We start from the raw sequence: 24,695 nt of genomic DNA on the forward strand, positions 1-24,695 counted from the left end.
AGGAGTGCGTAGTGTGGTAGTGCGTAGTGTATTAGTGTTAATGTTAGTGTGGGTACAGGCACAAGTATTTTCGGTTATAGGACCAGGTGATAGTTATGGCAGTGTTTACGCTTACGTTACGTTTAGTTTCAGTTGAATGTCTACGAACAGGCCGGATGGCGCAGGTAATGCGCGATAGTTGATGTAATAAGCTTATGTACCTATGAAGAGTCCTTTAGTCCTTGCTATGGTATCATGTTTTTCCGCCTTGCAGTTACATGCACAGGATTCGTTGGAAAATACATTTAATAAATACGGATTTAGCTGTGAGATCGCATCTGATGGGTTTACGACCAGCTATATTTTCAAAAGACAATGGAGAGACAGGGATGAGATCATTCATCTCTATCAGACTACACATACGGAAGGTCAGTACAAGGCTTTCGTTGAATTTGCCCTGCCGCAGGTGCAGATCAGTTTTCATAAGGTAGAAGAAGTGCTTAGCGATATAACAAAAGTTTCGTCCTTTATGCATCACACGATTCAGAGCAATTGTCTGCGTCAGATGCTTGACGAGAATACACATCTGAATATGAAAAACTACATGCTGGCAGTGAATACGGATGAAGAGAAAATGCACTTCATCAATTACCTGCACCAGTTTTATGAAGTTTGCGCAAGACCTTTTTTCCATGAATATACCAACATTGAACAGGTAGACTGTCACCTGTCTGATCTTACCGATAAAGAAGCGGACTATTTCATTTATGGAGAAGGTAATACCTCCATCCACAGAAGACTGATTATCAAGGCACTTGCCGGCAATCCCAGTACGCTGCCTTATTATCAGTACCTTGAATCTGCTTTATGTGCCAGAAAAGATAAGTCGCTGACATACAATAATATGTATAATTTGCTGCTGAAAATTGGAGAAAAACTGGCCATTAAACCCGAGCAGGCACAGTAAACTGAGGTCTTCCCCTTAAAAAAAATATAAGAAAATAATGGTTTATAGTGACTTATGGAGCCTGATCAGGTCGGGATGGTCGTCGTTGTCCTGAATGCCCTTATTTCCCTAAAAATGGCTTAGACATGCTTCATACACGGCGTATATACGACGCATCTACGGGACATCTCCGAAGTATCCATTACAAAAATGATTCGCCTATAGCCAAATTACCACCCTGATGGAGGGTCAATTCCCCTGTAATGATCACCCCATTCTCCGCCAAATATCAGCCCAATTAGTATCTCTCCGTTACACAGGGCCCGAATGGCCGATTATACCGTCACTACGCCGTTATTATGCCCTTATCTGTCCGTTCCTGAACGAAGAAATATGGACGTAATAACGGTATAATAAGGGTATACAACGAAGAACAAGTCAACAACTTCCACAAAACCAATCACTTGAATTTCACTTCCTTCCACCCCCCGATTAATCCACCAACAGGCGCTTTCAGCGGAGGTTTCAGATGACCAGACGAACCTTAGCCCGTCCCCTGGACCCAGCTAAAGCCCAATCAAAGCCCCAACCCGAATCCCCAACCCAAAGCTACATCCATATACTTAACGGGCGTCAGTTCGTTCGGGTTATCTGACACCACAGCAAAGCCGCCCGACCCATTTCCAAACCCAAAACTAAAGCTACATCTACATACTCAACAGGCGTCAGTCCGCAGCAACATTTAAAACCACGGCAAAGCCGCCCGACACACACGCCAAAAAGAAAAGCCGGCCAGAAAAACACGGCCGGCCAGCAAAAATATATACCTGTCTATTAATGCATCATTACACCCTCTAATTCTTCCAAGGTCTTCCCTTTCGTTTCCCGCACATTCCGCCATATAAACACAAACCCCGCTAAACACACCGCCGCATAAATATAAAATGTCCCATCCTTCAGCTTATCAAACAACATCGGGAAAGTAAACACCAACACAAAGTACGCCGCCCACAAACATAACACCGCAAACGAAGTCGCTGCACTCCTGATCTTATTCGGAAAGATCTCCGCAATCAACACCCAGGTCACCGGCGCCAGGGACATCGCATAAGTACCAATAGCCGCCAGCAAATACCAGGACACATGCTCAGATCCCGCCGACAACATCCGCACAACAACAATATACAACACCGTCAAACCTCCGGCGCCAATTAACATCAGCGGCTTCCGGCCCAGTTTATCTACCAGCAACATTGCCAGAATTGTAAAGACCAGATTAACGCCTCCGATAAAGACTGTCTGTAAAAGCTGTCCATCCTGCGACACCCCAATGCTTTTAAAGATCCTCGGCGTATAGTTAAACACCACGTTGATACCACAAAATTGCTGGAAGATCGCCAGTATAATACCGACCACCACCGCCGGCAATACTGCCTTCCGGAAGATATGTCCATAGCTCACCCGCTCATTACCCGTCATAGAATTTTGAATAACAGACAAAGATTCCGCTGCAAAGTCATCGCCACCAATACGGTGCAATACAATCCGCGCTTCTGCTGAACGTCCGGATTTTACCAGCCAACGCGGACTCTCCGGTAACCATAAAGCGCCCAGAAAGAAGAGCAGGGAAGGTAAGAGGCCAAGACCAAACATCCACCGCCATGCATCATCACCATGATTGCGCAGCCCATAATTGATGATGTTAGTCACCAGGATACCGGTAACGATCGTCAGCTGATTAATCGCAACCATGCGTCCGCGGAGATGTGCCGGTGCTACTTCAGCAATGTACATCGGCGACAGCATAGATGCCATGCCAACGCCAATACCTGCTACGAAACGGAAAGCAATAAAGATATTCCTGTCAGGCGCAATCGCCATTGCCAGAGAAGAGATACCAAAGATGGCAGAAGCCACTAAAAGGCCCTTTTTACGGCCGTATTTGTCCGCCATTGTGCCGGCAATGATACAGCCGACGATCGCCCCTAAGGCCAGACTACCCGTCGCAAATCCTTCCCAATAGGCATCCAGACCAAACTGTTGCTGCAGAAAAGGCAAAGCTCCCGCGATCACAGCGAAGTCAAAGCCAAATAAATAGCCTCCCAGGGCAGAAATAAAGGAAATACCCAGTACGTAGGAGCTGTTGAATGATGATTGTTTCATAACGGAATATCGCTGTGGTAAATTAAAGTAAAGAAATTATTGCACATCAAAAACGAAGACCGTTTTCCGCCGGTAAGTTTCTCCGGGGCGGAGGATCGTTTCGGGAAACTGCGCATGATTCGGACTGTCAGGAAATGCCTGCGTCTCAAGTGCTACAGCGCCATGTTTGAGATAAGGTACGCCCTGTGCGCCAGTGATACTACCGTCCCAATAGTTTGCACTGTAAAGCTGTATACCGGGTTGGTCGGTGAATACACGGAGTACGCGACCACTTTCCGGATCTTCCAGTTCTGCGGCAGGAATGTTCTCCGTATTATAGGGGCGTAGCACATAGTTATGATCAAAACCCATGTCCGCCGGGAGTTGGTCAATACACTGACCTACCGGACGGGCATTCGTGAAATCAAGCGCTGTTCCTGCTACGGGAAGCAGTTGACCGGTAGGGGTGTTGCTGCTGTTTTTTTCCGTGTAATTGTCTGAATTGATACGAAGCTGGTGATTTGTTACGAGCGGATTATCAAAACCAGTCAGGTTGAAGTAAGAGTGGTTTGTCAGACTTACCGGCGTTGCTTTATCAGTGCTGGCAGTATATGTGATGGTCAGACGGTTATGCCGGTCGAGTATATAGCGGACCTGGACACGGAGTGTTCCAGGATAACCTTCTTCTCCGTCAGGACTTGTATAAGCCAGGGTGATGCTGGCCTGTTCTTCGCTCTCACTGCATTGTATCACCTGCCAGACTTTCCTGTGAAATCCGTCAAAACCACCATGCAGATGGTTGTTGTCATTGTTGACTGGTAACTGGTAGTTGACACCGTTAATGGATAGTTTACCGCCGGCTATCCTGTTGGCATAACGACCAACAGTAGCACCAAAGTAAGCCGGGTTCTGCCAGTAGGCTTGCAGATTAGTATAACCTGCTACGATGTTTTTACGGACACCCGCTTTGTCGGGGGCGTAGATTGCAGTGATAGTAGCGCCCAGGTTAATGAGTTCTATACGGATGGCTGCATTCTCCAGCGTAATCTGTTCAAGCGGCTCTCCGCCAGTCTCGCCATAAATGACGCGGGTAGCGGAGAGTGCCTGGTGTTGTATGTTTAACATAGAATAGTCCTGGTAAATGGATTAAAAGTAGCGCCCTGATGATTTACATCCAGCATCAATACCTGGTCGAGATGTTGCTGACCCTGTTGTTCCTGTTGTAGTCCCAGGTAGCCTAACCCCATCAGGTAAAGACAGTGAATACGGTTACGCTGGTTAAGGTCGATATCAAATACCAGCATATCCGGTAGTGAAACGGCGAAATAATCTATGCGGATTTCATCATGCAGATGTGCCTTGCCAAATTGTATGAAGCGGTCAAAGATCCGGGCTGCTTTTTCCGGCTGTCCCAGTTGCTGCCAGGCCAGTGCCTGATAAACGATTTTGTCTGGCTGCGGATCATTGTAATAGATCGCCTGCACAGGTTCGCTGATACCAACAGTAGCTGCCAGGAATTGTTCGTTTGCTGCTTCCTGTTGACCCAGACCTGCATAAGCACAGCCCCTCAGATAATGAAGGTCATTTTCCTGTGCACCATAGAGTTTGCCTTCACCAAGGTTCTCCGGATAGCTTTCCAGGGTCTGCAGGAGAGAGAGAGCGTTTTCATATTGTCCCTGATCAATCGCCTTTCTTGCGAGCGCAGTATGACAAAGGATATATTGTCCTACTACCTTTCCTTCACCACCTTCCCATGGATGGAATTTACGTTGTGACAGGAGTCTGCGGGCCTGCTCAAACTCTCCTAAGTTATTGTAAAGCGTGATTCTTTCCAGGTACAGATCGTCTCTCATTGCTACCAGCTTCATATTGTTTTCCAGCAGTGATAATCTTTCCTGTGAAGACCGGCCGGTGATCTTATACAGCTGGTCCAGTTCCATGAGTATACGGGCATCATCCGGCGCCAGTGTAAAGGCTTTTTCCATGGCATTGACAGCAGCCGCTTTCTGATGCAATTTGTTGTAGTAAGCCAGTGAAAGGTTCCTGTGCACGGTGGCATAGGTATCATCCAGTGTGGCGGATTGATCCCAACAGGCGATCGCTGCTGTATACTGACGTTTGTCATACCAGAGGTTACCCAGGTAATAGGCGGCTTTGGCGTCTGTAGGGTTGAGCAACAATGCATCCTGAAGGATCAGTACTTCTTCTGTTTTGTTAGGGAAGCAGTAATCGGGGGATTGCGTGGCGGCTTTGCGATAGAAGCTCAGTGCCTGCTCTGGTAAATGACTACGGCTGGCAAACCATCCCATATAGTAGTACAGGAGCGGGGAAGCACGGTCGTAAGTATCGATATAAGATTGTAACAAGGTGATGGCGGTATCGTAAGCGCCTGCATAAGCATAGTCCAGTGACAGTTCCAGGTAGTTGTTGATGGAACCGTGCATCAGTGAACGCATGCGTTGTAATACACTGCTGTCATTGCTGATCAGGTACCATTCAAACAGACAGCCGTAGTTAAACGGATCGATCTGTATGGATTCCTTCGCGAAGGCAATCGCATCTTCCTGTAATCCTTTCTCACGCAGGATGATCGTTTGCAGGTGACGGGCAGTATGGTTGTGATAATTGCGCACAAGTGATTTTTTTACCAGTGACAAAGCATCATCCCATTTACCATTGGAAGTTGCGATACGTGCCAGCATGAGGAAACCGCTGTGTTGCCATGCATCATTCCAGGTGGCTTTGAAGAATATATCATATGCTTCGGCTGATTTGTCCTGTAAGAGCAGCGAACAACCAAGGTTATAATATACTTCGCCGTCATAAGGATTCGGATTACGGCTGGTCATGGTTTTGATCGCCGTTCTGAAATAAGGTTCCGCTTTGGCAAATTGACCGCGACGCAGCAGTAATAAGCCCATGGCATTGTTACAGCGGATGTCTCCCGGACTTCTTCTCAATCCTTCTTCGTAGTAATCAACCGGATTGAATGTTGCATGACGGTATTGTTCCAGGTGATGACCATTCAGATAAAGGTCTTCTACCTGCTCAATGTCTTTAGGCAATTTTGCAGCGGATGCAGGTGGTGGTATTTCGTGTGTCACAGGTGCGGCCGGTTGCCAGGAGACAAGTTCACGGCCGTTTTGATCTGCAACGATCACCTTCCATTGTTCGGGTACTACAGCAGCGCCGCAATCATAGGTAGTTGAAAACGGTGCGTATGGAGAGAGGGCGGCCGGGAAGTTTTTTACTTCCTTACCATCATGTAATACGCGTACGCTGGCGTCTTTATAGAGGGCAGTTGCATATATTTTGATGTGCAGTTGTTGTCCTTCCCACTCCATATTGAGCATCGCTTCTTTGGTTGCATTCTTCACGACGCCCGTCTGCGCATAAGGCATAAAATACTGCTCAAAGGTCTTGCCTTCATTGGGCTGTAACCAGGAGAAGTCGGGCTGATTGTCGGTAAACATACCGGTCATGAGTTCGATATACGGACCGTCTTCGTCAGTCAGGTTTCTGTCCCATGCATAGCCGAAGTCACCATTCCCCCATGTCCATTGTTTTTTGCCCGGTGATACATGATGGTCTGCTACATGGAGCATTCCCGCCTGTGTATCGTGCTCATAACAACCCATGAAATCGTATTCCGAGCGGATGGCCATATAGGAGGTCGGTACAGGAATGGTATGGTAGCGGGAGATATCTGTACCCGGTGCATAGTCTACTTTGTAATAGGTACCGGTTGCGATCGGGAAATCAGATACATCTCTTTTTCCGTGATCAAATACGGCGTATACATCTGGTGGAAATACGGACTGATAGTGGTCATTCACTTTTACTGCCGGATTAGCCCACCAGAGGAAGGTTTGGGGGAACATCGTCCGGTTGAATAAACGGCCTTTTATCTCAAGATATGCCTTGTCAGGATACAGGGTAAAACCTGCCATTCCTTTAGTCCGGAACATCACTTCCACTTCATTCATCCACACGGTTTTGCTGCCATCATTATTTTCTTCTACGGCATAATCTACTGCCTGGAAGGTGCTCGGACGATGGTGCTGTGGCCAGTTGAATTCAATACCACCAGAGATCCAGGGACCCGCCAGTCCTACCAGGGCCGGCTTAATCACCTGGTTATAATACACAAAATCACGCTGTCTGACTTTATCATATGCCCTTTGGATACGTCCGCCCAGTTCGGGGAGGATCATGATCTCCAGGAATTCATTTTCGAGGAATACCGCATTGTATTCCTGCGAACTTTTCTCATCTGCAATCTGCTCAATAACGGGATGTGGGTACACAACGCCACTGCTGCCCTGGTAAACTCTTTTCTCCAGGAACATAGGATGCTTTTCCGGTGTGCCTGTCTTGTAGGTAGGAATGGATACTTTTTCAATCCGGACTGTCACTTCCATATAGTCTTTCTTTTGCGTTTTATGCTTTTAATTACGTGGAACCAGTTTAACGAGCAATGCATCTTTTGCAGGCACGCTGAGGGTAAAGGAAGTTTGTCCTTTACGGATTTCGCCCAATAGTGCATTACTCAGGAAATCCCTGATCTCGTAGTCTTGTTTATCTTTCAGCACAGTGGCGGTCTGCCAGCTGCTTTCGAATGTTTTATTCTGCACAAAATTGAATGCCGCCAGGAGGGTGGTATCACCTATATGACAGAAGGTGAGCTGCTGGTCCTGCGTATCACCTTCAGACATACTAATAGGCGTGAAAGCCGCAGGATGACTGAACCAGGCACAGAGGGCGGGATGGTCGAGGAAGGTTCTGAAGCGCTCTGCCGCCACTGGCTGACGGAGGTCAGAACCATCACCGAGAATACTACCCATGACCATCATGGCATACAGACGTACTTTGATCTCCTGTTCGCTGAGATCCGGATTTTGCTGGAAATTCTTCATCACGACCACATCCAGGTTGGTGAAAGGCCATAAGGTACCCTGCATCCACCACATATGAGAACCGGCAGCCAGTGAAGCGGCGGTACTGCCATAGTGGGGGAATTTCGGTTGGTCATCTCTCAGGTGAGAGTAGACGTCGGTAGAGATGAAGCGGGTGTGTGCATACTGGTGTGGGAACATAGGTGAAATGGCCATAGTGAGGAAGATATCTGGTCCCATGATAGAGTCAACGAGGGAGCGCAGCATCTTCATTCCCTCACTATAGGCCTGCATCCCCGAACGGATATTTTTATTGTAACGGGTGCTGGATTCCAGTGCGCCCGCTGTCAGGAAGTCTATTTTGATAAAAGTAGCATGGATGGCTTTCGCTTTTAACAGTTGTTGGATGACGGACTGTCTGGTGGCAGGATGGGAAGGATCAATCGCATAAGCTGCCCAGTCTCCCTCCTTGTACATGATGGGTTGATGGTTGCCATCACGAAGTACGACTTCGCTCAGTGGAGTTTGTGTACCCGCCAGTTGTTGCGTTTCAACAGTATTTTTCCAGGTCCATACGGCAAAGGGGATGAAATAGAATCCCATCTGCTGCCTGTTTTTACGCCCATGTTCTCCGATAGATGCCAATACCTCGGTGGTGTAGATAGCCTGGTCATAAGAGTCAATGCTAAGCACCGGAGGGGCATATTTATTGAAGTTGCTCATGGAGGCGATGAAGTCGGAGGTCTTTAATACATCCGGCGGCATCATGATCTTTGTATAACCCAATACGTTCTCTACGCCGAAGCTGTTCCAGTAGAAGGGCGCATTTCCTTTCCACTCACTTTTACCAGCTATTTGCACGTTGACCTTTCCATAGGCGGTAAATGCCTGCCGGGTATCTGCTGTAGCAGAGATGAAAATAAGCGGGGAGGAGACTGTCCGACCCTGCATCGTCCCATGTGGGAAATGATCATGCGTGCCATCCAGTCCACCATAAGCAGGCGGCAGATTACGGTCATCCGGTGTGGCAGCTCCGCCGTATACGATAAAGGAGTCGATACGTCCGTTTTCTTTTCCCGCGCCATAACGGATGCCTGTTTTCCAGAAATCATGTGTGACACTACCGGCTACCAGACCAGAAAGGGTCTGCTGATCGTAGATGGAGGTGAATTCATAACTGATACCTGATACGGAGGGCCACTGACGGGTGACAACCGGTACCCAGTTATCATTGTCGAAAGGCACATCCAGGATGCGGGAGTTACTGCCCGGAACAGACAGATAGCGCTGTTGCCCCGGGAGTATGGTTAATGGAGAGATGTTACGCGTTTCCAGCGTAGTATTGCCTGTCGCCTGTACTTTGAGCAGCAGGTGAGCGGCTTTTTCATAGATGGTAATCTGTTGTTCGAGTTGTATTGCTTTAGCAGGATCACGGTGTGTGAAACGCAGCAGTACACCCCGGCCATTGGCGTCCTGCACGGGCGACGTTTTACACTGGTGTTGTGAAAAGTCGGTGCTTGACAGTCTGCCGGCCTGTGTTTCTTCTATCGTGGCAATCGTATGCTGCAATCTTACACCGTTACTAAACTGATAGTCGATATATCCGCTGCGGGTATGCACGGTTAATCTGACGTGCGCATTGGATATGACCGTACTATCCTTGCTGTTGTTGACCTGTTGTGCCTGTGCTGTTCCTGCTGTCATATAACACAGCAGGCTGCCCAGTGATATTTTGCCGAAATAATTCATCGATTGCTGACCTGTATTTGCCGGTGTTTGTAATGTGGATTGTAACCAGTGACCGTAACGTCGTCGGTATTGCTGATAACGTGGATTCCTGTGTTGATTTTTATAAGTTCAAATTTCGTGCTTGGGGAGAAGCCGGAAAATAGGGTATCTTATGAAAATGATGGATTATTTTCTGGTTTTTGTATCTTGGGACATATTCCACCGCCATGAAGGAAAAGATATTGAAAAAAAGGGAGGGTTTTGAGGGGCAGCAACTGATTGTGGTGCCCAGGAAGATATCGGCTGATTTCCTTACCCAGGACCCGATTACCCGCCAGTTGTATATTACGGATATCGGATATTATCCTAAAGCGCGGTATCATTATATCAAACGTCCGTCCGGCATCAGCCAGCACATTATTATATACTGTATAGAGGGGAAGGGCTGGATCGAGATAGATAAAAAGCGGGTAGATGTACTGCCGTCTCAATTTGTCATTATTCCGGCTAACACGCCGCATAAATATCTATCGGAGGAGCAGGAACCATGGACAATATACTGGATACATTTTAAGGGAGAGATCTCTGCGTATATCGTCGGACTGATCCTTCAGCGCGCCAAAAACTTCCGGCTGCATCTTACCTACAATGAGAACAGGATCCGTCTTTTCGAAGATATCTGTATCAACCTGCAAAAGGGCTATGGAGATGATAACCTGCGTTATGTGAACATGATTTTCAATCACTTCCTGTCTTCGCTGTTGTATGAGGAAAAGTTCAACCATGCCGGTCAGGAGGAGCGGCAGGATATTATCGGGCAGACGATTACCATGATGCAGGAAAAGCTGGATCAATTGATCACACTACAGGAGTTTTCACAATATGCCGGTTTATCGGTTTCGCACTTTTCGGCTGTCTTCAGGGAAAAGACCGGGTACTCACCCATAGAATATTTCAATCATCTGAAAATACAGAAGGCCTGTCAGTACCTGTTGTTTTCTGCGGCGACGGTGAAGGAGATTGCGGTACGTTTAGGGGTGGAAGATCCCTATTATTTCTCCCGGATGTTTTCCAAGCTGATGGGCATGTCTCCTTCGGAATACCGGAACAGGAACAAAACGGCCGAACATTAAAAGGCCCTGTACTACCCTTGCCGGAGCAATGTGTAATACAGGGCTGATATACAAAGGGGAAATTCCCTTTGCTGACAGAGGCATTATAATTATTCTACTACAAACCCATACTTCGCCAGGTTCTCTTTTGTGGCTGCATAAGTAACGTGCTGGAGGCCGTTAATACCCAGTCCTTCTGCTACGGACACAAACATGGCACGGTCATCCACATATAATACTTCTTCCGGCTTTACCAGGGCGATGTCCAGGGCGATTTTCCAGATATCTGCATCTGGTTTTCTGAAATGGACAAAGCAGGATGAGATGAAGAAATCTACAAATTTGTTGATACCAAACTGACGGATGCGGTATTCATTTAACTCTCTGCCTTCATTATTGACAATGGCAATTTTAACACCGTATTTTTCCTTGATCTTACATACCAGCTCTATCATTTCGGGGATAGGGGTTGTACGGGAGTACATGAATGACTTGAATTCGTCTTCGCTGAAAGGGCGCGGTTCGTAGAAAACCGTTCTTTTCAGGTATTCGTCAAGTGTCAGTTTCCCTTCCTCGTAAGTATCAAAAGTCAGGTGATGACGTTCTTCTAGTTCCGGAAGGTCCAGTGAGAACGTGGCTGCTGCTTCTCTTCTGGCGGCCCGGTCCCATCCATTGCTCAGTAGTACGCCGCCTATATCGAGGAACAATGTGGTGATTTTTGAATTCTGCTGCATATGTTAAAGGTAATTGACAAATAAATTAAAGATCGTGCATTCTATAGTTAAAATTATGGAACCTGTTGTTTTTTTCATGCTCCGCTAGTAAAATCTGTTTTTGCAAACGTAGTATAAGGGGATTCAATTGCTGCTGCATATGAAGGATCATCAATATAGCCATTTTTGGAGTCTTTTATTGACCTTATGGATACTTGGCTCACTTTCCTGCCGTAAGGAGGAAACAGGACCACTTACGCCCCTTCCAGAGGGGAATCAGTGGATCCTGGACAGTATGCGGGTCTATTATTACTGGAATGATCAGTTGCCGGCACGTCCGGCGGCGGATCCGGATGCCCGTAAGTTCCTGGCTGGATTGCTGCATCCTGCAGACCGTTTCTCCTATCTGCTGGATCCGGATCATCCCTTAACTGCTTATTCTTCGTTTGCCTATTACGGCCTGGAATATGCCTTTACGCAACTGAAGGAAGCCGGCGACCGTTGGGTTGGTACTGTGACACTGGCTGTGCCGGGAGGATCAGCGGCTGCACAGGGGCTGAAAAGGGGGGATCTGTTTACTGCTGTTAACGGACAGGAATTGACTGCATCTTCTGCGGAAGCATTACACCAGGTGCTGAAAGAAGGGAAGGGGGTGACCCTGAACACCGTTCGCCTGGAAGACGGACAGTTAAAAGAAGCCGCCAGTATTATGCTGCCACCTACGCACTTTACGGAGCAACCGGTGTACCTGGCAAAGGTATTCGGCGAGGGTACACAGAAGACCGGCTATCTCTTTTATAACTACTTTGACGGCCGTTTTGACCAGCAGTTGCTGGATTCCTTATATAAGCTTAAACAGGCGGGTATCAGTAGTCTGATACTGGACCTGCGTTATAATCCGGGAGGGGATGTTTCTTCTGCTGCGTTGATCGGAGCAGTTGTCGCCCCGGTACAGGCAAGCGCACTTTTCGTGACGTATAAAGCCAACCGGAATGGCGGCACTATTAATAGCTCCTTCCAGGATGCTTTGAATGACGCCCCGTATCCTTATACATTTGAGGAACTGGCGTCTTACAGGCTGTCATTGAATAAACTGATTATTCTTACGTCTGCCGGAACCGCTTCCGCAGCAGAGTTGCTTGTCAATAACCTGTCGCCTTATATGGAGGTGGTGCAGATAGGTGGGAAAACCATGGGGAAAGATATGGCGAGTTTTGCCATCAGCGACCAGGGAGCTACACCGAAAGTCAATTATACACTTTTCCCGCTGGTATTTAAATTATATAATGCACTCGGGAAGGGAGATTACAGTGCAGGACTGACACCCGGGATTGTAGCGGATGAATTTGCCCGGCTGCCTTTGCGGGCGCTGGGGGATGAAAAGGACGTGCTGATTGAAGCGGCATTAGACAATGCAGGGGGCAGGATAGCTGGGAAAATGTTGCCAGGCAGGTCTGTGTCCGCATCTTCGGAAGCAAGAAGCCGGTTTTTTCCGCCAATTATAAAAAAAAGATAGTCCGGACTAGTAAAACTGTTTTCCTCATCCGTAGTTAATATGTATAAACATCATCAATGAACAGCGACCTGTTAAAAAAATATCTGGATGGACAGTGTACACCTGAAGAAGAGCAAGCGGTTTTAAAGTACCTGGAGGAAGGAAATGAAGAGGAAGTACACAGGCATATCCTCTCACTGGAAGAGACGGTGGATAGCCACGTGCCGGATATGGTAAGTGAGTCGCTGTTGGATGATATTCACAGTAGTATTAATGCCCGTAGCAGAAAGGGAATTGTGTCTAAGATGAAACGCTGGCAGGTAGCCGCAGGTATTACGATCCTGATAGCAGTTTCCGGAGTCGCGTTCTGGTCATCCAGACCGAAAATGAAAGAACAGGAGCCTGACGAATGGATCTCATTACGTAATGACGGACAGGAAGTGAAGAAAGTCAGTATGCCGGATGGCACGAGTATCTGGCTGAATGCAAGTGCAGCTCTTTCCTATAATGAAACCGCTTACAATGACAGGGAACGTGAGGTGACGGTCACAGGGGAGGCATTTTTTGATGTAGCAGGTGATCCGGGCCGGCCTTTCCGGGTGAAGACAGGCAATGTTACGACAGTGGTACTGGGTACCGCATTTAATATAGAACACTACGAGAACGAGAATGATATACGCGTCACACTTGTACAGGGGAAAGTGGAGATATCAGCAGATAAGGAAAAATACATCCTTTCACCGGGTCAGCTGATGAGTTATAATGTTGAGAAGCATTCCATGGAGGTGCGGAGTACAGATATTGGTTCGACGAGAGAGTGGCTTAGCGGACAGATCGTATTTAATGACCTGCCACTGGCAGATGTCTTGAAAAGAGTAGCTACAACCTATAAAGTAGATATTGTTTGCCAGCAACCGGCAATCCTGAATGGAAAGAGACTCACCGGCACCTATATGCGAAAACCGCCGGCGGAGTTGTTAAGAAAAATTTTGTTTGTACACGGATTGCACCTGGAAGAGAAATCAGGAAAATTGATCATCAAGCCATAAAAACACATTCCGGTAATCATGTATTGAAAGGGCACCTCGTGCACCTTAACTGTAGTGTATTGTCCAAAGGGTAAATTAAACGAAACTATGTTCCTTACTTTGAAAGTCGCATCAGAAACAACGACGAAGAGATTCTTTTTGACTGTCTTATTTATTTCTTTATGCCTGCCATTCGCATATGCCCAGCAGGGTGTCGGTGCATTGAGGGATGCGATCACCTGCAATATGGAACGTGCTACACTCGATGAAGTATTGCTTGCAATAGGTAAACAGACACGTTATTCATTTTCGTATGATAAACAGGCTGCGGGTAATGTAAGTATCCGTCACGCAGTCTTCAATAAACAGCCGCTTGGTAAAGTATTGACGGATCTGCAACAACAGGCAACCCTGGTATATGATGTAGACGACAGACAGATCGCGGTAAGAATAAGTACTGCTCCCCGTCAGCCAGTGGTACAACCTAAACCAGGATTGGTCAGCGGCCGTGTGATAGATGAAAAAGGGGAAATGTTGCCCGGTGCTACTATTCATATCATCGAAGTGAATAAAGGGATGCAGAGTAGTGTAGATGGTACTTATAATATAGAGATACCTGCGGGTACTTACACCATGGAAGTACGCTTCATCTCTTACCTGAGCCGTCGCATTACAGGCATCATTGTAAAGGCAGGGGAAAATACCCCCCTGGATATATCCATGAAGCCTTCCTCCAAATCACTGAACGAAGTGGTGATCACCGCAGACTATAGAAAGGCATCCATAGAAGGAATGTTTGCCCGTCAGAAAAGTAGCGCGGCTACGCTGGATGGCATTGTAAGAGAGCAGATACTGCGTACACCGGATAATAATGTGGCCCAGGTGCTGAATCGTGTAAGCGGACTGAATGTACAGGATAACCGCTTTGTGATCGTACGTGGTCTGAGTGACCGTTATAATAACGTACAGCTGAATGGCTCACTGTTGCCCAGTACAGAACCGAATGCCCGCAACTTTGCATTTGACGTAATACCTAGTGCTCTGATCGATAATGTGGTAGTATATAAGACGGCTACACCTGATCTGCCGGGAGAGTTCTCGGGCGGGGTAGTAGATATGACGACAAGAGATATTCCGGTTGAAAACTTCGTGCGTATCAAGTTGGGTACCGGTTTCAATACGAAAACCACGGGTAAGGATTTTTACGGACCAGAAAGGGGTAAATACGATTACCTGGGTTTTGATGACGGTAGTCGCAAACTGCCTGGTACTTATCAGTCAGGTGAATATGCAAAACTGGTGGCAGAAGGATATTATGGTACCGACACGGAAAGTCGTAAAAAATACGGTGCTGTCAGTGCCGATTTCCCGAACAGGTTTACAATGTATCGTTTTACTGGTAAACCGGTACAGGATTATGAGCTGAATGTCGGAAGGGTAAAACAGCTGAAAGACGGCAGACGTTTCGGAGGCATTTTTGCACTGACCTACAGGAATCAGCAGACGGCCCAGGATTATGTTGACCATGCACCCATCGAGATTCACTATTATGAGGGAAAGGAATACCTGTTTGACAATAACCTCAGCGGATTGCTGAACCTTGGTTACTCCTTCGGGAAACATAAGCTGGCCATGAAGAGTATCTTCACCCAGAAGTTCACGGAAAGGACTCGCCTGTATAAAGGACAAAACCTTTATTCCGGCACAGACATCGACGCATTTTCAAACTTCCCTTTGTATAATACCATTTTCCAGAGCAAACTGGAAGGTGAGCATACTATCGGTAAAAAGGGTTTCCGGTTTAACTGGAACGGAAGTCTTTCCTCTACTAACCGTAAGGAGCCGGATAACAAACGTATCATGGGTGAGAGAGCGCCGGGAGCGCAACTCTTCGGTTATGTATATAACGATGCCAACCAGTTACGTACCAGTACCTATTATTCCGACCTGAAGGAGCGCCGTTATACCTGGAGTGCGGAAGGCTTGCAACCTTTTACCTTAGGTGGGCTACAACAACAGGTAAAGGCCGGTTATCAGGGTACTTACAGAAAAGCAGATTTTGAGGCAGAACAGTTCAGTATCAGACCAGACGCCGGTGCTTCAGATCTGGCAGGTAAACTGACGGGGCTTCCTTATTATGAGGTGTATGACAAGTCCAATTTCGGATATGGTAAGCTGATATATTTCTCCATGCTGGCATCGCAGAACCAGGAACGCGGACGTGCAAACGGGTATAATGCTTATCAGCGTTTACATGCAGGTTACCTGATGCTGGACGGACATTTTACGAAACAGTTACGATTTGCGGGCGGTTTGCGCGTGGAAAAGAACTATATGAACTCCCTCACTTTGGATACCAGGGCAAAAGGAGATGGCACGATCACACTTTCCGATACTGTTGTAACGATTGATAAAACAGACTGGTTGCCCTCCGTCAACCTGATCTATGAGATCACGCCTAAATTCAATGTGAGAGCATCTTATTATCACTCTGTAGCAAGACCTGACCTGAGAGAACTGTCTTTCTTTGAATATTATAAACCGGAGGAAGATACCTGGGTGAGTGGTGATAACCTGAGACCAACTGCTATCAGGAACGTGGATCTTCGTATAGAGTTTTATCCTTCTCCGCAGGAGCTGATATCCTTCTCTGCCTTTTATAAGAAATTCAGGGATCCGATAGAACTGCAGCTGGAAGCAGCCATGATACCCGCGCACGTATTGACGATGCAGTATGTGAACATGAAATCGGCAACCGATCTGGGTTTTGAATTCAACTTCCGTAAGTCAGCAGGGTTCATCAATGAAACCTCTGAATTTCTGAAAAATCTTTACCTCTCCGGTAACTTCTCTTATCTCAATGCCAAGGTAGAGTATGACGCGGAAGTAAGAATTCGTATTGATGATAATAAGGAGATCATACAGCCAGCAAGACGTAACCGTCCGCTGTTTGGTCAGGCGCCTTACATCATCAACGGCGGTGTGATATATACAGGCAAACATATAGGTTTTAATGCAGTATACAACAGGGTGGGAGAGCGTATCATCTTTGGTTCTGAGCTGGATGAATATAATGAATATGAGAAAGCCAGGGATGTGGTGGATTTACAGCTGAATTACCGCTTTATGAAGAATAACAAGGCTGAGATCAAATTGAATGCGGCTGATCTGCTGAACCAGCCGGTGATCAGATACTATAATAACCACAAAAATATATGGAAACCCAATGCCTCGGGAGTGCCAGGGGAGTTTGATCAGTATGGAAACCTTATTATTCCAAACGATCCCAGCGGGAAAAAGTATGACAGCCGGTATGATGAGCTGAGACGTAAGTTCTGGTATGGCAGAAACTTTACGATCAGCGCCAGCTATACTTTCTGATACCGTATCGCGCAATAATCATTGAAAACCTGTTTTAGTTCGATATAGATTGTTTATTAACCATTATTTAAAAGGAACCTCATGTTAAAACGCGTATTTATTGCAGCTATCGCTGCTTCGGCTATTTTTACTTCCTGCAAAAAGGAAGGAGCAATTGACCAGAAAGAAGGTCAGTTTGATCGTTCAGTAAACGCAGGTGTTGGTGCTGATACCCGCTCCTGGCCATCCCTCACAGGAACTATTCCTGCTACCATTGCCAGCGGTACATTTACGTTGACCAATGACAGAGTATGGATCCTCGACGGTCCAACCTATGTACAGAATGGCGCCACATTGCTGATACAGCCAAACACCCTCATAAAGGGAAAATCTAATTCTACACGCGGTACTTCCTACCTGATCATTACCAAAGGTGGTAAACTGATCGCGGACGGTAACGCAAACACATCTATCGTTTTCACTTCTGACAAACCAAAGACTCAGCGTGCTCCTGGCGACTGGGGTGGCATCGTTATCCTGGGTGATGCTCCAACCAACGCTAATGGTTCACAGATCGAAGGTATCCTGCCTGCTGAAATTCCTGCAGGTTATTCTATCACCTACGGTGGTACCAATGCTTCTCACAATGGTGGTACACTGAAATGTGTACGTATCGAGTATGCTGGTCGTGATCTGGGTAACGGTAACGAAATCAACGGTCTGACTTTAGGCGGTGTCGGTAGCGGTACGGTACTGGATAGCATCCAGGTGTCTTTTGGCGCTGATGATGCTTTCGAATTTTTCGGTGGAACCGTTAATGCGAAACACCTGGTGGCATTTGCTAATAACGATGACGAGTTCGATTTTGACCTGGGTTACGTGGGTAATATCCAGTATGCAGTATCTCTGAGATACCCTGGTGTTCCTGTAACTGCAGATCCAAACGGTATCGAGTCTGACAACAACGCTGGTGGTACCAGTGCAACTCCTATCACCCGTCCTACGCTGGCTAACTTCACCATCCTTGGTTCTGAAGTAAGAAGAGACAGTCTGTTGTACGGTGCTCGTTGGAGAAGAAACTCTTCTTTCAACCTGACTAATTCAATCATTGCAGGTTATGACGAAGCAGGTGTGATCTTTGATGGCGCTGGCGCTGTTACTCACATCTCTACTGCTGGTGATGGTGTATTCACCAACAGCCGCGTACATGGCTTCACACTTGGCGTTACACCAACTCCGGTAGCTGCCTGGGTAGGTTGGAGCGGTAACGTTACAAGCAACATCGCAAACGCATTCAGCTTTGCTGGTCTGCAGGCTCCTTTCAACTATCCTGCTCCTGATTTCCGTTACACATTAGCTGCTAACGCAGGTAAAGGTGCATTCGGTGCAGCAGGCAGCGTGCGTTGGGATGATAACTGGGCTTCTTACGATCCAGCTAACGGTAACTATTAATCCATTTTGTTGACTTATTGAACTAAACATAGGCCACAGGTGCTGCTACGGCAGCACCTGTTATTACAATTAAATGTTGAACTATAAATGAAAAAGATCCTCTTTCTCTTACTGACAATTGCTTTTTTTTCTGCCTGCCAGAAGCGGGGTGAATTACCGGAACTGCCTTCTTATGCAACTTTCCGGATGACGTCTTCCAGTATCGCCCAATATTATGAAGTGATGGTAGGCGATAGTCTGCTGGCAGATAGCCTGTCCGCAATCAGTACCTTGTCCCGTTACGTAGCAACAGGAAAACAGCGATTGAAAATAAAGGAAGCAGGAAGTGACCACTATTTCATCGATTCACTGATCGATATTGAACGCCCGGGTGTGGAATATACATTGGTTAGCCTGGGAGAGGGAACTACACCGCTTATGCTGTCAGCCGCCAATCTTGAAACTACGCCTCCGGCTGCTGGTACAAGAAAATTTAGCCTGCTTAATACAGATACGACCAGCATACTGAAAAGCCGTCGTATTGACGTACGGTTTTATGATCTCAATCTGGACGATTATACTTTTGTGAAGATCGGAGAATTGAATGATATTGATTACATGACACCGTCGGAATATGTTGAACTGCCATTACCCAAAGCAGGGACATACTACCTGGAAGTAGCGGATCATGCTACCGGCGAACTCATTATCCCTGTGGAGAGTTACTCTGCTAACATGCTGTCTCCCTATGACCAGAATAACGTTTATCTGATGAAGCTCTATAATGTTGGTGATGCATCATGGACTTATATCAGTGGAGAATTACTGATTGGGCTTAAATTATGATTGGTTATGCATCCATATAAAAATGCCGCTATTCCTGGTAGCGGCATTTTTTTGCGTATTTATTACAGCATTTGGCTATAAGCTGTTACGCGAATTTAATATTTTTTGGTAAAAAAATAATAGGACAACAGGTAATAAACTACCTGCAACGGAGTAAGAAAAATGATAATATAGGGATCTTCGTTCTGATTAACTGTTTACAATGGTGCGAATCGTTTTCATGGCCTCCTGTAGGTGACAGTCAATGGTATTTGGTGACAAAGACAGCAGATCTGCAATATTCCTTCTACTCATGCCTTCTTCAAGCGCCAGTTTATAGACTTCTCTTCTTCTCGCCGGCATATGTTTTACAGCGGTGTTCACTGTGGCCAGGCATTCTTTCAGTATATAGTGATCTTCAGAACTGCCACTGTTTTCTCCAGACGCACTGATGTGTTGCAATAATGTCTTTCTGGCTTTTATTTTACGTAACTCGTCAATGAAGATGTTACGTGAATAGGTGAAAAGTAATGGGTATATGTCTGTTTTGTCGGCAATCTGCTCCCAGTTTTCCCAGAGCTTCAGGTAACATTGTTGAAGAATATCTTTTACGAGTGTCTCATCTTTGGTCAACTTTAAAAATGTATTGTACAGTCTTCCATGAGTGGCATGGTAAATAGTGTTGAACTCTTTTCTCTTGGCGGGGCTCAAGGACAAAATCATACTATTACATTGAGTGTTAAAGATAACCTTCGTAGATTAACTGAATGTTAACACTTACATCACGCACAGCTACTTTTGAACATTAGATAAATACCTGGTAAGTGCGGTCATTTTTCATGATGAAAATGATTTTATTTAAATGTGTGCAATTTTGAAATACCTGATATTAATTTACCCGTATTTCCTGCATAAGCACTTGTTAGTTTAATTTTATTATATTAATTTAGTTTCAGTTGATATTCTCAGTTCAAAGCAATAAGATAATTCAACAGGTTTGTACCCCAGTGATTGATAACCCATAGAATTGCTTAAAAATGGAAACCCCGGATATCAGCAAAGCCTAGTATTTAGAGTGCCCCTGTTTTTATAAATAATATGTCTACTGGGACATAGCTGGGCGAAGCGCTGTCCGCCTGAGATCATTAAAGACCAACCGTTATCATGTAACACTTGAAATGAGTAGAACCGCAACTCATCTGGCTCTGACTTTTCTGCGCCTGTAGTGTTTCCCATTGCTTTATAAATTCCACCTGCGTGAGACTGTGCCAAACGGATCGTGTTGGGAAAACTATTTTTTACTGAAGCATCTTTATATGAAAAACGGAACACCAGTCGCCCCATTAGTAGACACAAAATGGTATGTAGCTTACACGCGCGCAAACTTTGAGAGGAAGGTAGCAAAAGACATTGTCGATCAGCAGATAGAACACTATCTGCCGCTCCGGAGGGAGACGAGGAAGTGGAGTGACAGGCTGAAGCAGATAGAGGTGCCCCTGTTCCCAAATTACATCTTTGTAAAGATAAAGTTGCAGCACAAGGTCAATATACTGGGCATCCCCGGGGTGCTTTCGCTGGTGTCGTTCAGTGGTCAGCCGGTAAGCGTCAGCGAGCGTGAGATACAACACATCAGGAAGATTGAGGAGAGAGGCCAGGATATTGCCCTGGAATATTATTACTGTGTAGGAGATCGTGTTCGTATTACACAGGGCATCTTTACCGGGATGGAAGGGATCTTACTACGGAAATCAGGTCAGATGCGGTTTGTATTGAAATTGCCTGCTATCAGCCAGGCGGTTTCTGTGGAAATAGAAGGTGATCAGCTGGAAAGAATAGACTAAAAACAGATACATTTTACTGTACCCAATTTCCCACTATGCCTACTCCCGTTTTTCTGTTTGCAGGCCAGACCGCTTTTCAGCGTTGATGCCGCTTATTGCCGGGAAGCTGTGCGGGAACCGGTCCGGTTTACCGCCGCAGTGAATCAGCTGGAAGCAAGCGGTCCCTGTTTTTATGTGGATTGTAGTCCTTCGGGCAGCTGTAATCAGTTGCTTGCCAAAATACTTTCACCTGCATCTTCTTCAACAAGACATATGATTATGCACCCCTTCGGACAGGAATAGAAAGACCTTAAGCTGTTAGTACAACAACGACAGGCACTTTCACTCTATAGTTAACGATTGTTTCCCCCATTTTTTAATGATTAAAATAGTTCGTTTATGGAAAAGTACACATTAACGATCAACTGTGAATTTATCAATGAAGTCGGTATCCTTGTTAATCACACCCTGAAGGCAGACGCCTTCACCAAGCCCCAGATAGAGGATAAGTATATGTTCATCAGTAAACATCACTTTAAGCCTATCGTGATTCGTATACAACAGGTGATCGACTATCTCTTATCAGGTACTGAGGTGATTTGTAGTGGAGAAGAAGTAGACGAACTGGATAACATCAGAGAGGCTTTTTATGCCCGTTTTACGATAGAATGAGCTGATATTGTTTATAGAAGCTGATATGGTGATAAGTGGGAATTGAAGGAAGGCCAAGGTACAAAGTACCCCGGCCGGTCAGCTAACACTTAAAGAACAGCAAACGCTACGTTTCTACGTTTGTATACTATTTACAGCAATATAAAATCGTCCCCTGGTTGACAGGATTGATTTGCCAAATATGGGGCCTTTTTCTTAGGCTTTCGATAATTGATTGGCTGCCAGTCTGTTTTGTTTTTTGGACAATAATAATAACTGTCAAAGCCTTATCAATTTGAGTGGGTGCTTATATATTTGAGAAACCAGGTCAAATAATCCGTCCCTTGGAGTTGCTTCAGGTGAGGTATTACAAAATAGATTCGTTGGCACTATGCTAATCCTGCCATTCTGATAAAGCCTTCTCAACATGAGAAGGTTTTTTTTTGTTTTCCTGTCTTGCTAATAGTGGAGGAAACCGACAGGATGTAGCATGTAAAAGGATTTGTGATGTTTTTTACGCTGGTAAAAGATGGCGTGGTATGTCTTTTGGCATATGTGTGAAAACTAACGAACGATTGTTTGGTAGGCGAACAAAACATCACAAAACAAATGAAAAAGGTAATTTTAGTATTTGCGCTGGCTACAAAAGCTGTATGCGCAATTGCACAGGACACTACTTCTGTTACGGAAAAAATTCCGTTCGATGGTATTGACCAGACCTGGCAAAATGGAAGCGACAGAAGAGAATATTCTGTATTTCAAGACATGAAGTTTTTTACACCAAGTATTTTAATGGATGTAAACTATACACATTCCTTTAATAAACCGAATGACAATACAGTAGTAGGTTCTACTGCATTGGCCCGTAATAATGAGGTGCAGCTGTCGGCACTGCATTTCGGTGGTGATTTTTACTATAAAGGCGCCCGCGCAAGAGTAATGACACAGTTTGGCACCAGATCTATAGTCGTGCCACGTAATGACGTTAGTCCTTATCGTGGCCAGTATCAGTTGGCAAATGTTTATCGTTATTTAAGTGAAGCTTATGTCGGTTATCATATTAATAAATGGTATGGTATTAATATCGATGGGGGGATGTTCATGAGTTATATCGGGTTGAATTCCTACTATCAGCCGGAAAACTGGGAATACCAGGCATCTTTTACATCTGATAACACACCCTGGTTTTTCAATGGTGTACGTGTGCAGATCTATCCTACAAAGAACCTGAAGATAGAACCATGGATTATCAACGGATGGCAGAGCTATGGTAAGTTTAATAAAATGCCAGGCCTTGGTTTTAACATTACCTGGATGCCTGACAACAGTAATCTGAAATTGCTCACCAACGACTACTATGGTACTGATGCAGGTGGACTGCCTGACAGAAAACGCTTCCATTCGGACAATAGTTTACTTGTAAGATATTTTAACAGACCTAAGTCAAAAGGTATCAGCCGTATGGCATTTTCTCTGACTGCCGATGTTGGCTTTGAAAAAGGTGGTGGCGTGAATGGCTTCAAGAATGATAGCGTGAAAGGTCCCGCTCAGTATTTCGCAAGTGCAATGTTTTACAACCGTATTTGGTTTAACAATAACAAATTTGCATGGACAGTTGGTGGTGGGGTGATGACTAATCCTGGAAGATATCTGGTACTTTATCCTACAGGTCAGGCAAGCCCTTTACCTAATCCCAACAACCCGACGCAAACTGAGGGTGCATATCCTTTCAGTGCTAATCCGGGCGACAAATTTAAGGGATGGGATATGTCTACTAACTTTGATTATATGCCCAACCAGAGTATAACATTCCGTTTTGAACTGGTAAATAGACATTCCGATGTGCCTTATTTTGCGGGTGAAGGTGGGGTAACTTCTCAGACAGGTTATTCAACGACTCCATTAGATCCTAACTGGCGTCCTGATCTGGTAAAGTCTGAAACTAGATTTATTCTTGCCGCTTTATTCAGATTGTAATAAATTCAATTAGGGAAAAAAGCGCTACGGTTTTTCGTGGCGCTTTTTTTATGCCCGGATTAGGGGATACGAACTAATCTGTCTAAAGCTTATATTTGCGGCCACATAAAAAAACGGTAGTAAGTCATGGAGTATTCAAAAATCTACAAGGTAAAGGAAGAACATATTGACGTGCAGGGTATCATGGATGGTTTATACTATCCCTTTTATATGGAGTGGTGCAGGCACGATTATATAAAAGAGGTGCTGGGCTTTGATTTTGCGGAGGAAGCTGCAAAAGGTGTGCACATGGTATTGTCTCAGTATACCCTGAAATTTTTACGTTCTCTGAAAAAGGATGACGAATTCACCGTAACCTGCGAACTGCATGCCGATGCCGGCGGTCAGCCGAGACTGCATTTCAAACAGTCTATCATCATGAACGGTAAGGTGATGACAAGCGCCGTATTTACAGGTACCTGTGTAGCTGCTACTGGTGGCCGTCCTTATCTGCCGGCTGAAATGGCGGAGAAAGTGAAAGATGCCCCTAAACTGGATATCGCGACACTGAAATAAGACCTCGTATTATAACTGATATTCCCGGATGACGATAG

The 24,695-nt window shown here is 45.7% G+C and carries 17 protein-coding genes; 11 read left to right on the plus strand and 6 right to left on the minus strand.

The features are described 5' to 3' along the window. The first annotated feature begins 202 nt into the window (after positions 1-202). Complete coding sequence (locus tag CPIN_RS17835) at positions 203-946, plus strand: hypothetical protein (protein ID WP_012791227.1); 744 nt, start codon at positions 203-205, stop codon at positions 944-946. Between the two features lie 813 nt (positions 947-1,759). On the opposite strand, the gene CPIN_RS17840 is transcribed toward CPIN_RS17835, so the two are convergent. The 4 genes from CPIN_RS17840 to CPIN_RS17855 are packed head-to-tail and all read right to left on the minus strand — an operon-like array spanning position 1,760 to position 9,711. Continuing rightward, positions 1,760-3,088 carry a sugar porter family MFS transporter gene (locus CPIN_RS17840; RefSeq protein WP_012791228.1) on the minus strand — a complete coding sequence of 443 codons (1,329 nt, stop codon included), beginning with the start codon at positions 3,086-3,088 and terminating at the stop codon, positions 1,760-1,762. 36 nt (positions 3,089-3,124) lie between these two features. Beyond that, entirely contained in the window at positions 3,125-4,192 is a 1,068-nt protein-coding gene (locus CPIN_RS17845; RefSeq protein WP_012791229.1) for an aldose epimerase family protein, read from the minus strand. After that, on the minus strand, positions 4,186-7,488 hold the full coding sequence (locus CPIN_RS17850; protein WP_012791230.1) for a DUF5107 domain-containing protein: 3,303 nt from the start codon (positions 7,486-7,488) through the stop codon (positions 4,186-4,188). The genes CPIN_RS17845 and CPIN_RS17850 overlap by 7 nt, the downstream gene beginning before the upstream one ends. 27 nt (positions 7,489-7,515) lie before the next feature. Beyond that, entirely contained in the window at positions 7,516-9,711 is a 2,196-nt protein-coding gene (locus CPIN_RS17855; protein ID WP_012791231.1) for an alpha-amylase family protein, read from the minus strand. A gap of 206 nt (positions 9,712-9,917) precedes the next feature. Between CPIN_RS17855 and CPIN_RS17860 the strand changes: the two genes are divergently transcribed. Further along, the gene (locus CPIN_RS17860; protein WP_012791232.1) at positions 9,918-10,823 is read left to right on the plus strand and encodes an AraC family transcriptional regulator; all 906 of its coding nucleotides are present in this window, start codon (positions 9,918-9,920) and stop codon (positions 10,821-10,823) included. A gap of 89 nt (positions 10,824-10,912) precedes the next feature. Here CPIN_RS17860 and CPIN_RS17865 read toward each other — a convergent pair whose 3' ends face one another. Further along, positions 10,913-11,536, minus strand: a complete 624-nt coding sequence (locus tag CPIN_RS17865) for an HAD family hydrolase (protein ID WP_012791233.1) — start codon at positions 11,534-11,536, stop codon at positions 10,913-10,915. A 139-nt stretch (positions 11,537-11,675) separates the two neighbouring features. Between CPIN_RS17865 and CPIN_RS17870 the strand changes: the two genes are divergently transcribed. The 5 genes from CPIN_RS17870 to CPIN_RS17890 all read left to right on the plus strand — a co-directional run bounded on the left by CPIN_RS17870 (position 11,676) and on the right by CPIN_RS17890 (position 19,675). After that, positions 11,676-13,031, plus strand: a complete 1,356-nt coding sequence (locus CPIN_RS17870; protein ID WP_148230588.1) for a S41 family peptidase — start codon at positions 11,676-11,678, stop codon at positions 13,029-13,031. 56 nt (positions 13,032-13,087) lie between these two features. After that, positions 13,088-14,059: a FecR domain-containing protein gene (locus CPIN_RS36750; protein WP_012791236.1), complete on the plus strand. Its 972-nt coding sequence runs from the start codon at positions 13,088-13,090 to the stop codon at positions 14,057-14,059. Between the two features lie 87 nt (positions 14,060-14,146). Further along, entirely contained in the window at positions 14,147-17,419 is a 3,273-nt protein-coding gene (locus CPIN_RS17880) for a TonB-dependent receptor (RefSeq protein ID WP_012791237.1), read from the plus strand. Between the two features lie 81 nt (positions 17,420-17,500). After that, positions 17,501-18,850 (plus strand): beta-helix domain-containing protein, encoded by a 1,350-nt coding sequence (locus CPIN_RS17885; RefSeq protein WP_012791238.1) that lies wholly within the window; start codon positions 17,501-17,503, stop codon positions 18,848-18,850. A gap of 87 nt (positions 18,851-18,937) precedes the next feature. Further along, positions 18,938-19,675: a DUF4397 domain-containing protein gene (locus tag CPIN_RS17890; protein WP_012791239.1), complete on the plus strand. Its 738-nt coding sequence runs from the start codon at positions 18,938-18,940 to the stop codon at positions 19,673-19,675. A gap of 189 nt (positions 19,676-19,864) precedes the next feature. Here the strand turns inward: CPIN_RS17890 and CPIN_RS17895 are convergent, their stop codons facing one another. After that, positions 19,865-20,377, minus strand: coding sequence for an RNA polymerase sigma factor (locus tag CPIN_RS17895; protein WP_012791240.1), 513 nt, complete (start codon positions 20,375-20,377; stop codon positions 19,865-19,867). 593 nt (positions 20,378-20,970) lie between these two features. Between CPIN_RS17895 and CPIN_RS17900 the strand changes: the two genes are divergently transcribed. The 4 genes from CPIN_RS17900 to CPIN_RS17920 all read left to right on the plus strand — a co-directional run bounded on the left by CPIN_RS17900 (position 20,971) and on the right by CPIN_RS17920 (position 24,657). Further along, positions 20,971-21,495 carry a UpxY family transcription antiterminator gene (locus tag CPIN_RS17900; protein ID WP_012791241.1) on the plus strand — a complete coding sequence of 175 codons (525 nt, stop codon included), beginning with the start codon at positions 20,971-20,973 and terminating at the stop codon, positions 21,493-21,495. Between the two features lie 378 nt (positions 21,496-21,873). Further along, entirely contained in the window at positions 21,874-22,146 is a 273-nt protein-coding gene (locus tag CPIN_RS17910; RefSeq protein WP_012791242.1) for a DUF5952 family protein, read from the plus strand. A 588-nt stretch (positions 22,147-22,734) separates the two neighbouring features. After that, positions 22,735-24,102 (plus strand): porin, encoded by a 1,368-nt coding sequence (locus CPIN_RS17915; protein WP_012791243.1) that lies wholly within the window; start codon positions 22,735-22,737, stop codon positions 24,100-24,102. 126 nt (positions 24,103-24,228) lie between these two features. Continuing rightward, on the plus strand, positions 24,229-24,657 hold the full coding sequence (locus CPIN_RS17920; RefSeq protein ID WP_012791244.1) for a thioesterase family protein: 429 nt from the start codon (positions 24,229-24,231) through the stop codon (positions 24,655-24,657). Positions 24,658-24,695 lie beyond the last annotated feature (38 nt).

The sequence above is a fragment of the Chitinophaga pinensis DSM 2588 genome (genome assembly GCF_000024005.1).
GTDB lineage: Bacteria > Bacteroidota > Bacteroidia > Chitinophagales > Chitinophagaceae > Chitinophaga > Chitinophaga pinensis.

Bases quoted from the DNA above. Each gene is read 5' to 3' on its own strand.
- CPIN_RS17835 (WP_012791227.1), top strand. From the start codon at position 203: ATGAAGAGTCCTTTAGTCCTTGCTATGGTATCATGTTTTTCCGCCTTG.
- CPIN_RS17840 (WP_012791228.1), bottom strand. From the start codon at position 3,088: ATGAAACAATCATCATTCAACAGCTCCTACGTACTGGGTATTTCCTTT.
- CPIN_RS17845 (WP_012791229.1), bottom strand. From the start codon at position 4,192: ATGTTAAACATACAACACCAGGCACTCTCCGCTACCCGCGTCATTTAT.
- CPIN_RS17850 (WP_012791230.1), bottom strand. From the start codon at position 7,488: ATGGAAGTGACAGTCCGGATTGAAAAAGTATCCATTCCTACCTACAAG.
- CPIN_RS17855 (WP_012791231.1), bottom strand. From the start codon at position 9,711: ATGAATTATTTCGGCAAAATATCACTGGGCAGCCTGCTGTGTTATATG.
- CPIN_RS17860 (WP_012791232.1), top strand. From the start codon at position 9,918: ATGAAGGAAAAGATATTGAAAAAAAGGGAGGGTTTTGAGGGGCAGCAA.
- CPIN_RS17865 (WP_012791233.1), bottom strand. From the start codon at position 11,536: ATGCAGCAGAATTCAAAAATCACCACATTGTTCCTCGATATAGGCGGC.
- CPIN_RS17870 (WP_148230588.1), top strand. From the start codon at position 11,676: ATGAAGGATCATCAATATAGCCATTTTTGGAGTCTTTTATTGACCTTA.
- CPIN_RS36750 (WP_012791236.1), top strand. From the start codon at position 13,088: ATGAACAGCGACCTGTTAAAAAAATATCTGGATGGACAGTGTACACCT.
- CPIN_RS17880 (WP_012791237.1), top strand. From the start codon at position 14,147: ATGTTCCTTACTTTGAAAGTCGCATCAGAAACAACGACGAAGAGATTC.
- CPIN_RS17885 (WP_012791238.1), top strand. From the start codon at position 17,501: ATGTTAAAACGCGTATTTATTGCAGCTATCGCTGCTTCGGCTATTTTT.
- CPIN_RS17890 (WP_012791239.1), top strand. From the start codon at position 18,938: ATGAAAAAGATCCTCTTTCTCTTACTGACAATTGCTTTTTTTTCTGCC.
- CPIN_RS17895 (WP_012791240.1), bottom strand. From the start codon at position 20,377: ATGATTTTGTCCTTGAGCCCCGCCAAGAGAAAAGAGTTCAACACTATT.
- CPIN_RS17900 (WP_012791241.1), top strand. From the start codon at position 20,971: ATGAAAAACGGAACACCAGTCGCCCCATTAGTAGACACAAAATGGTAT.
- CPIN_RS17910 (WP_012791242.1), top strand. From the start codon at position 21,874: ATGGAAAAGTACACATTAACGATCAACTGTGAATTTATCAATGAAGTC.
- CPIN_RS17915 (WP_012791243.1), top strand. From the start codon at position 22,735: ATGAAAAAGGTAATTTTAGTATTTGCGCTGGCTACAAAAGCTGTATGC.
- CPIN_RS17920 (WP_012791244.1), top strand. From the start codon at position 24,229: ATGGAGTATTCAAAAATCTACAAGGTAAAGGAAGAACATATTGACGTG.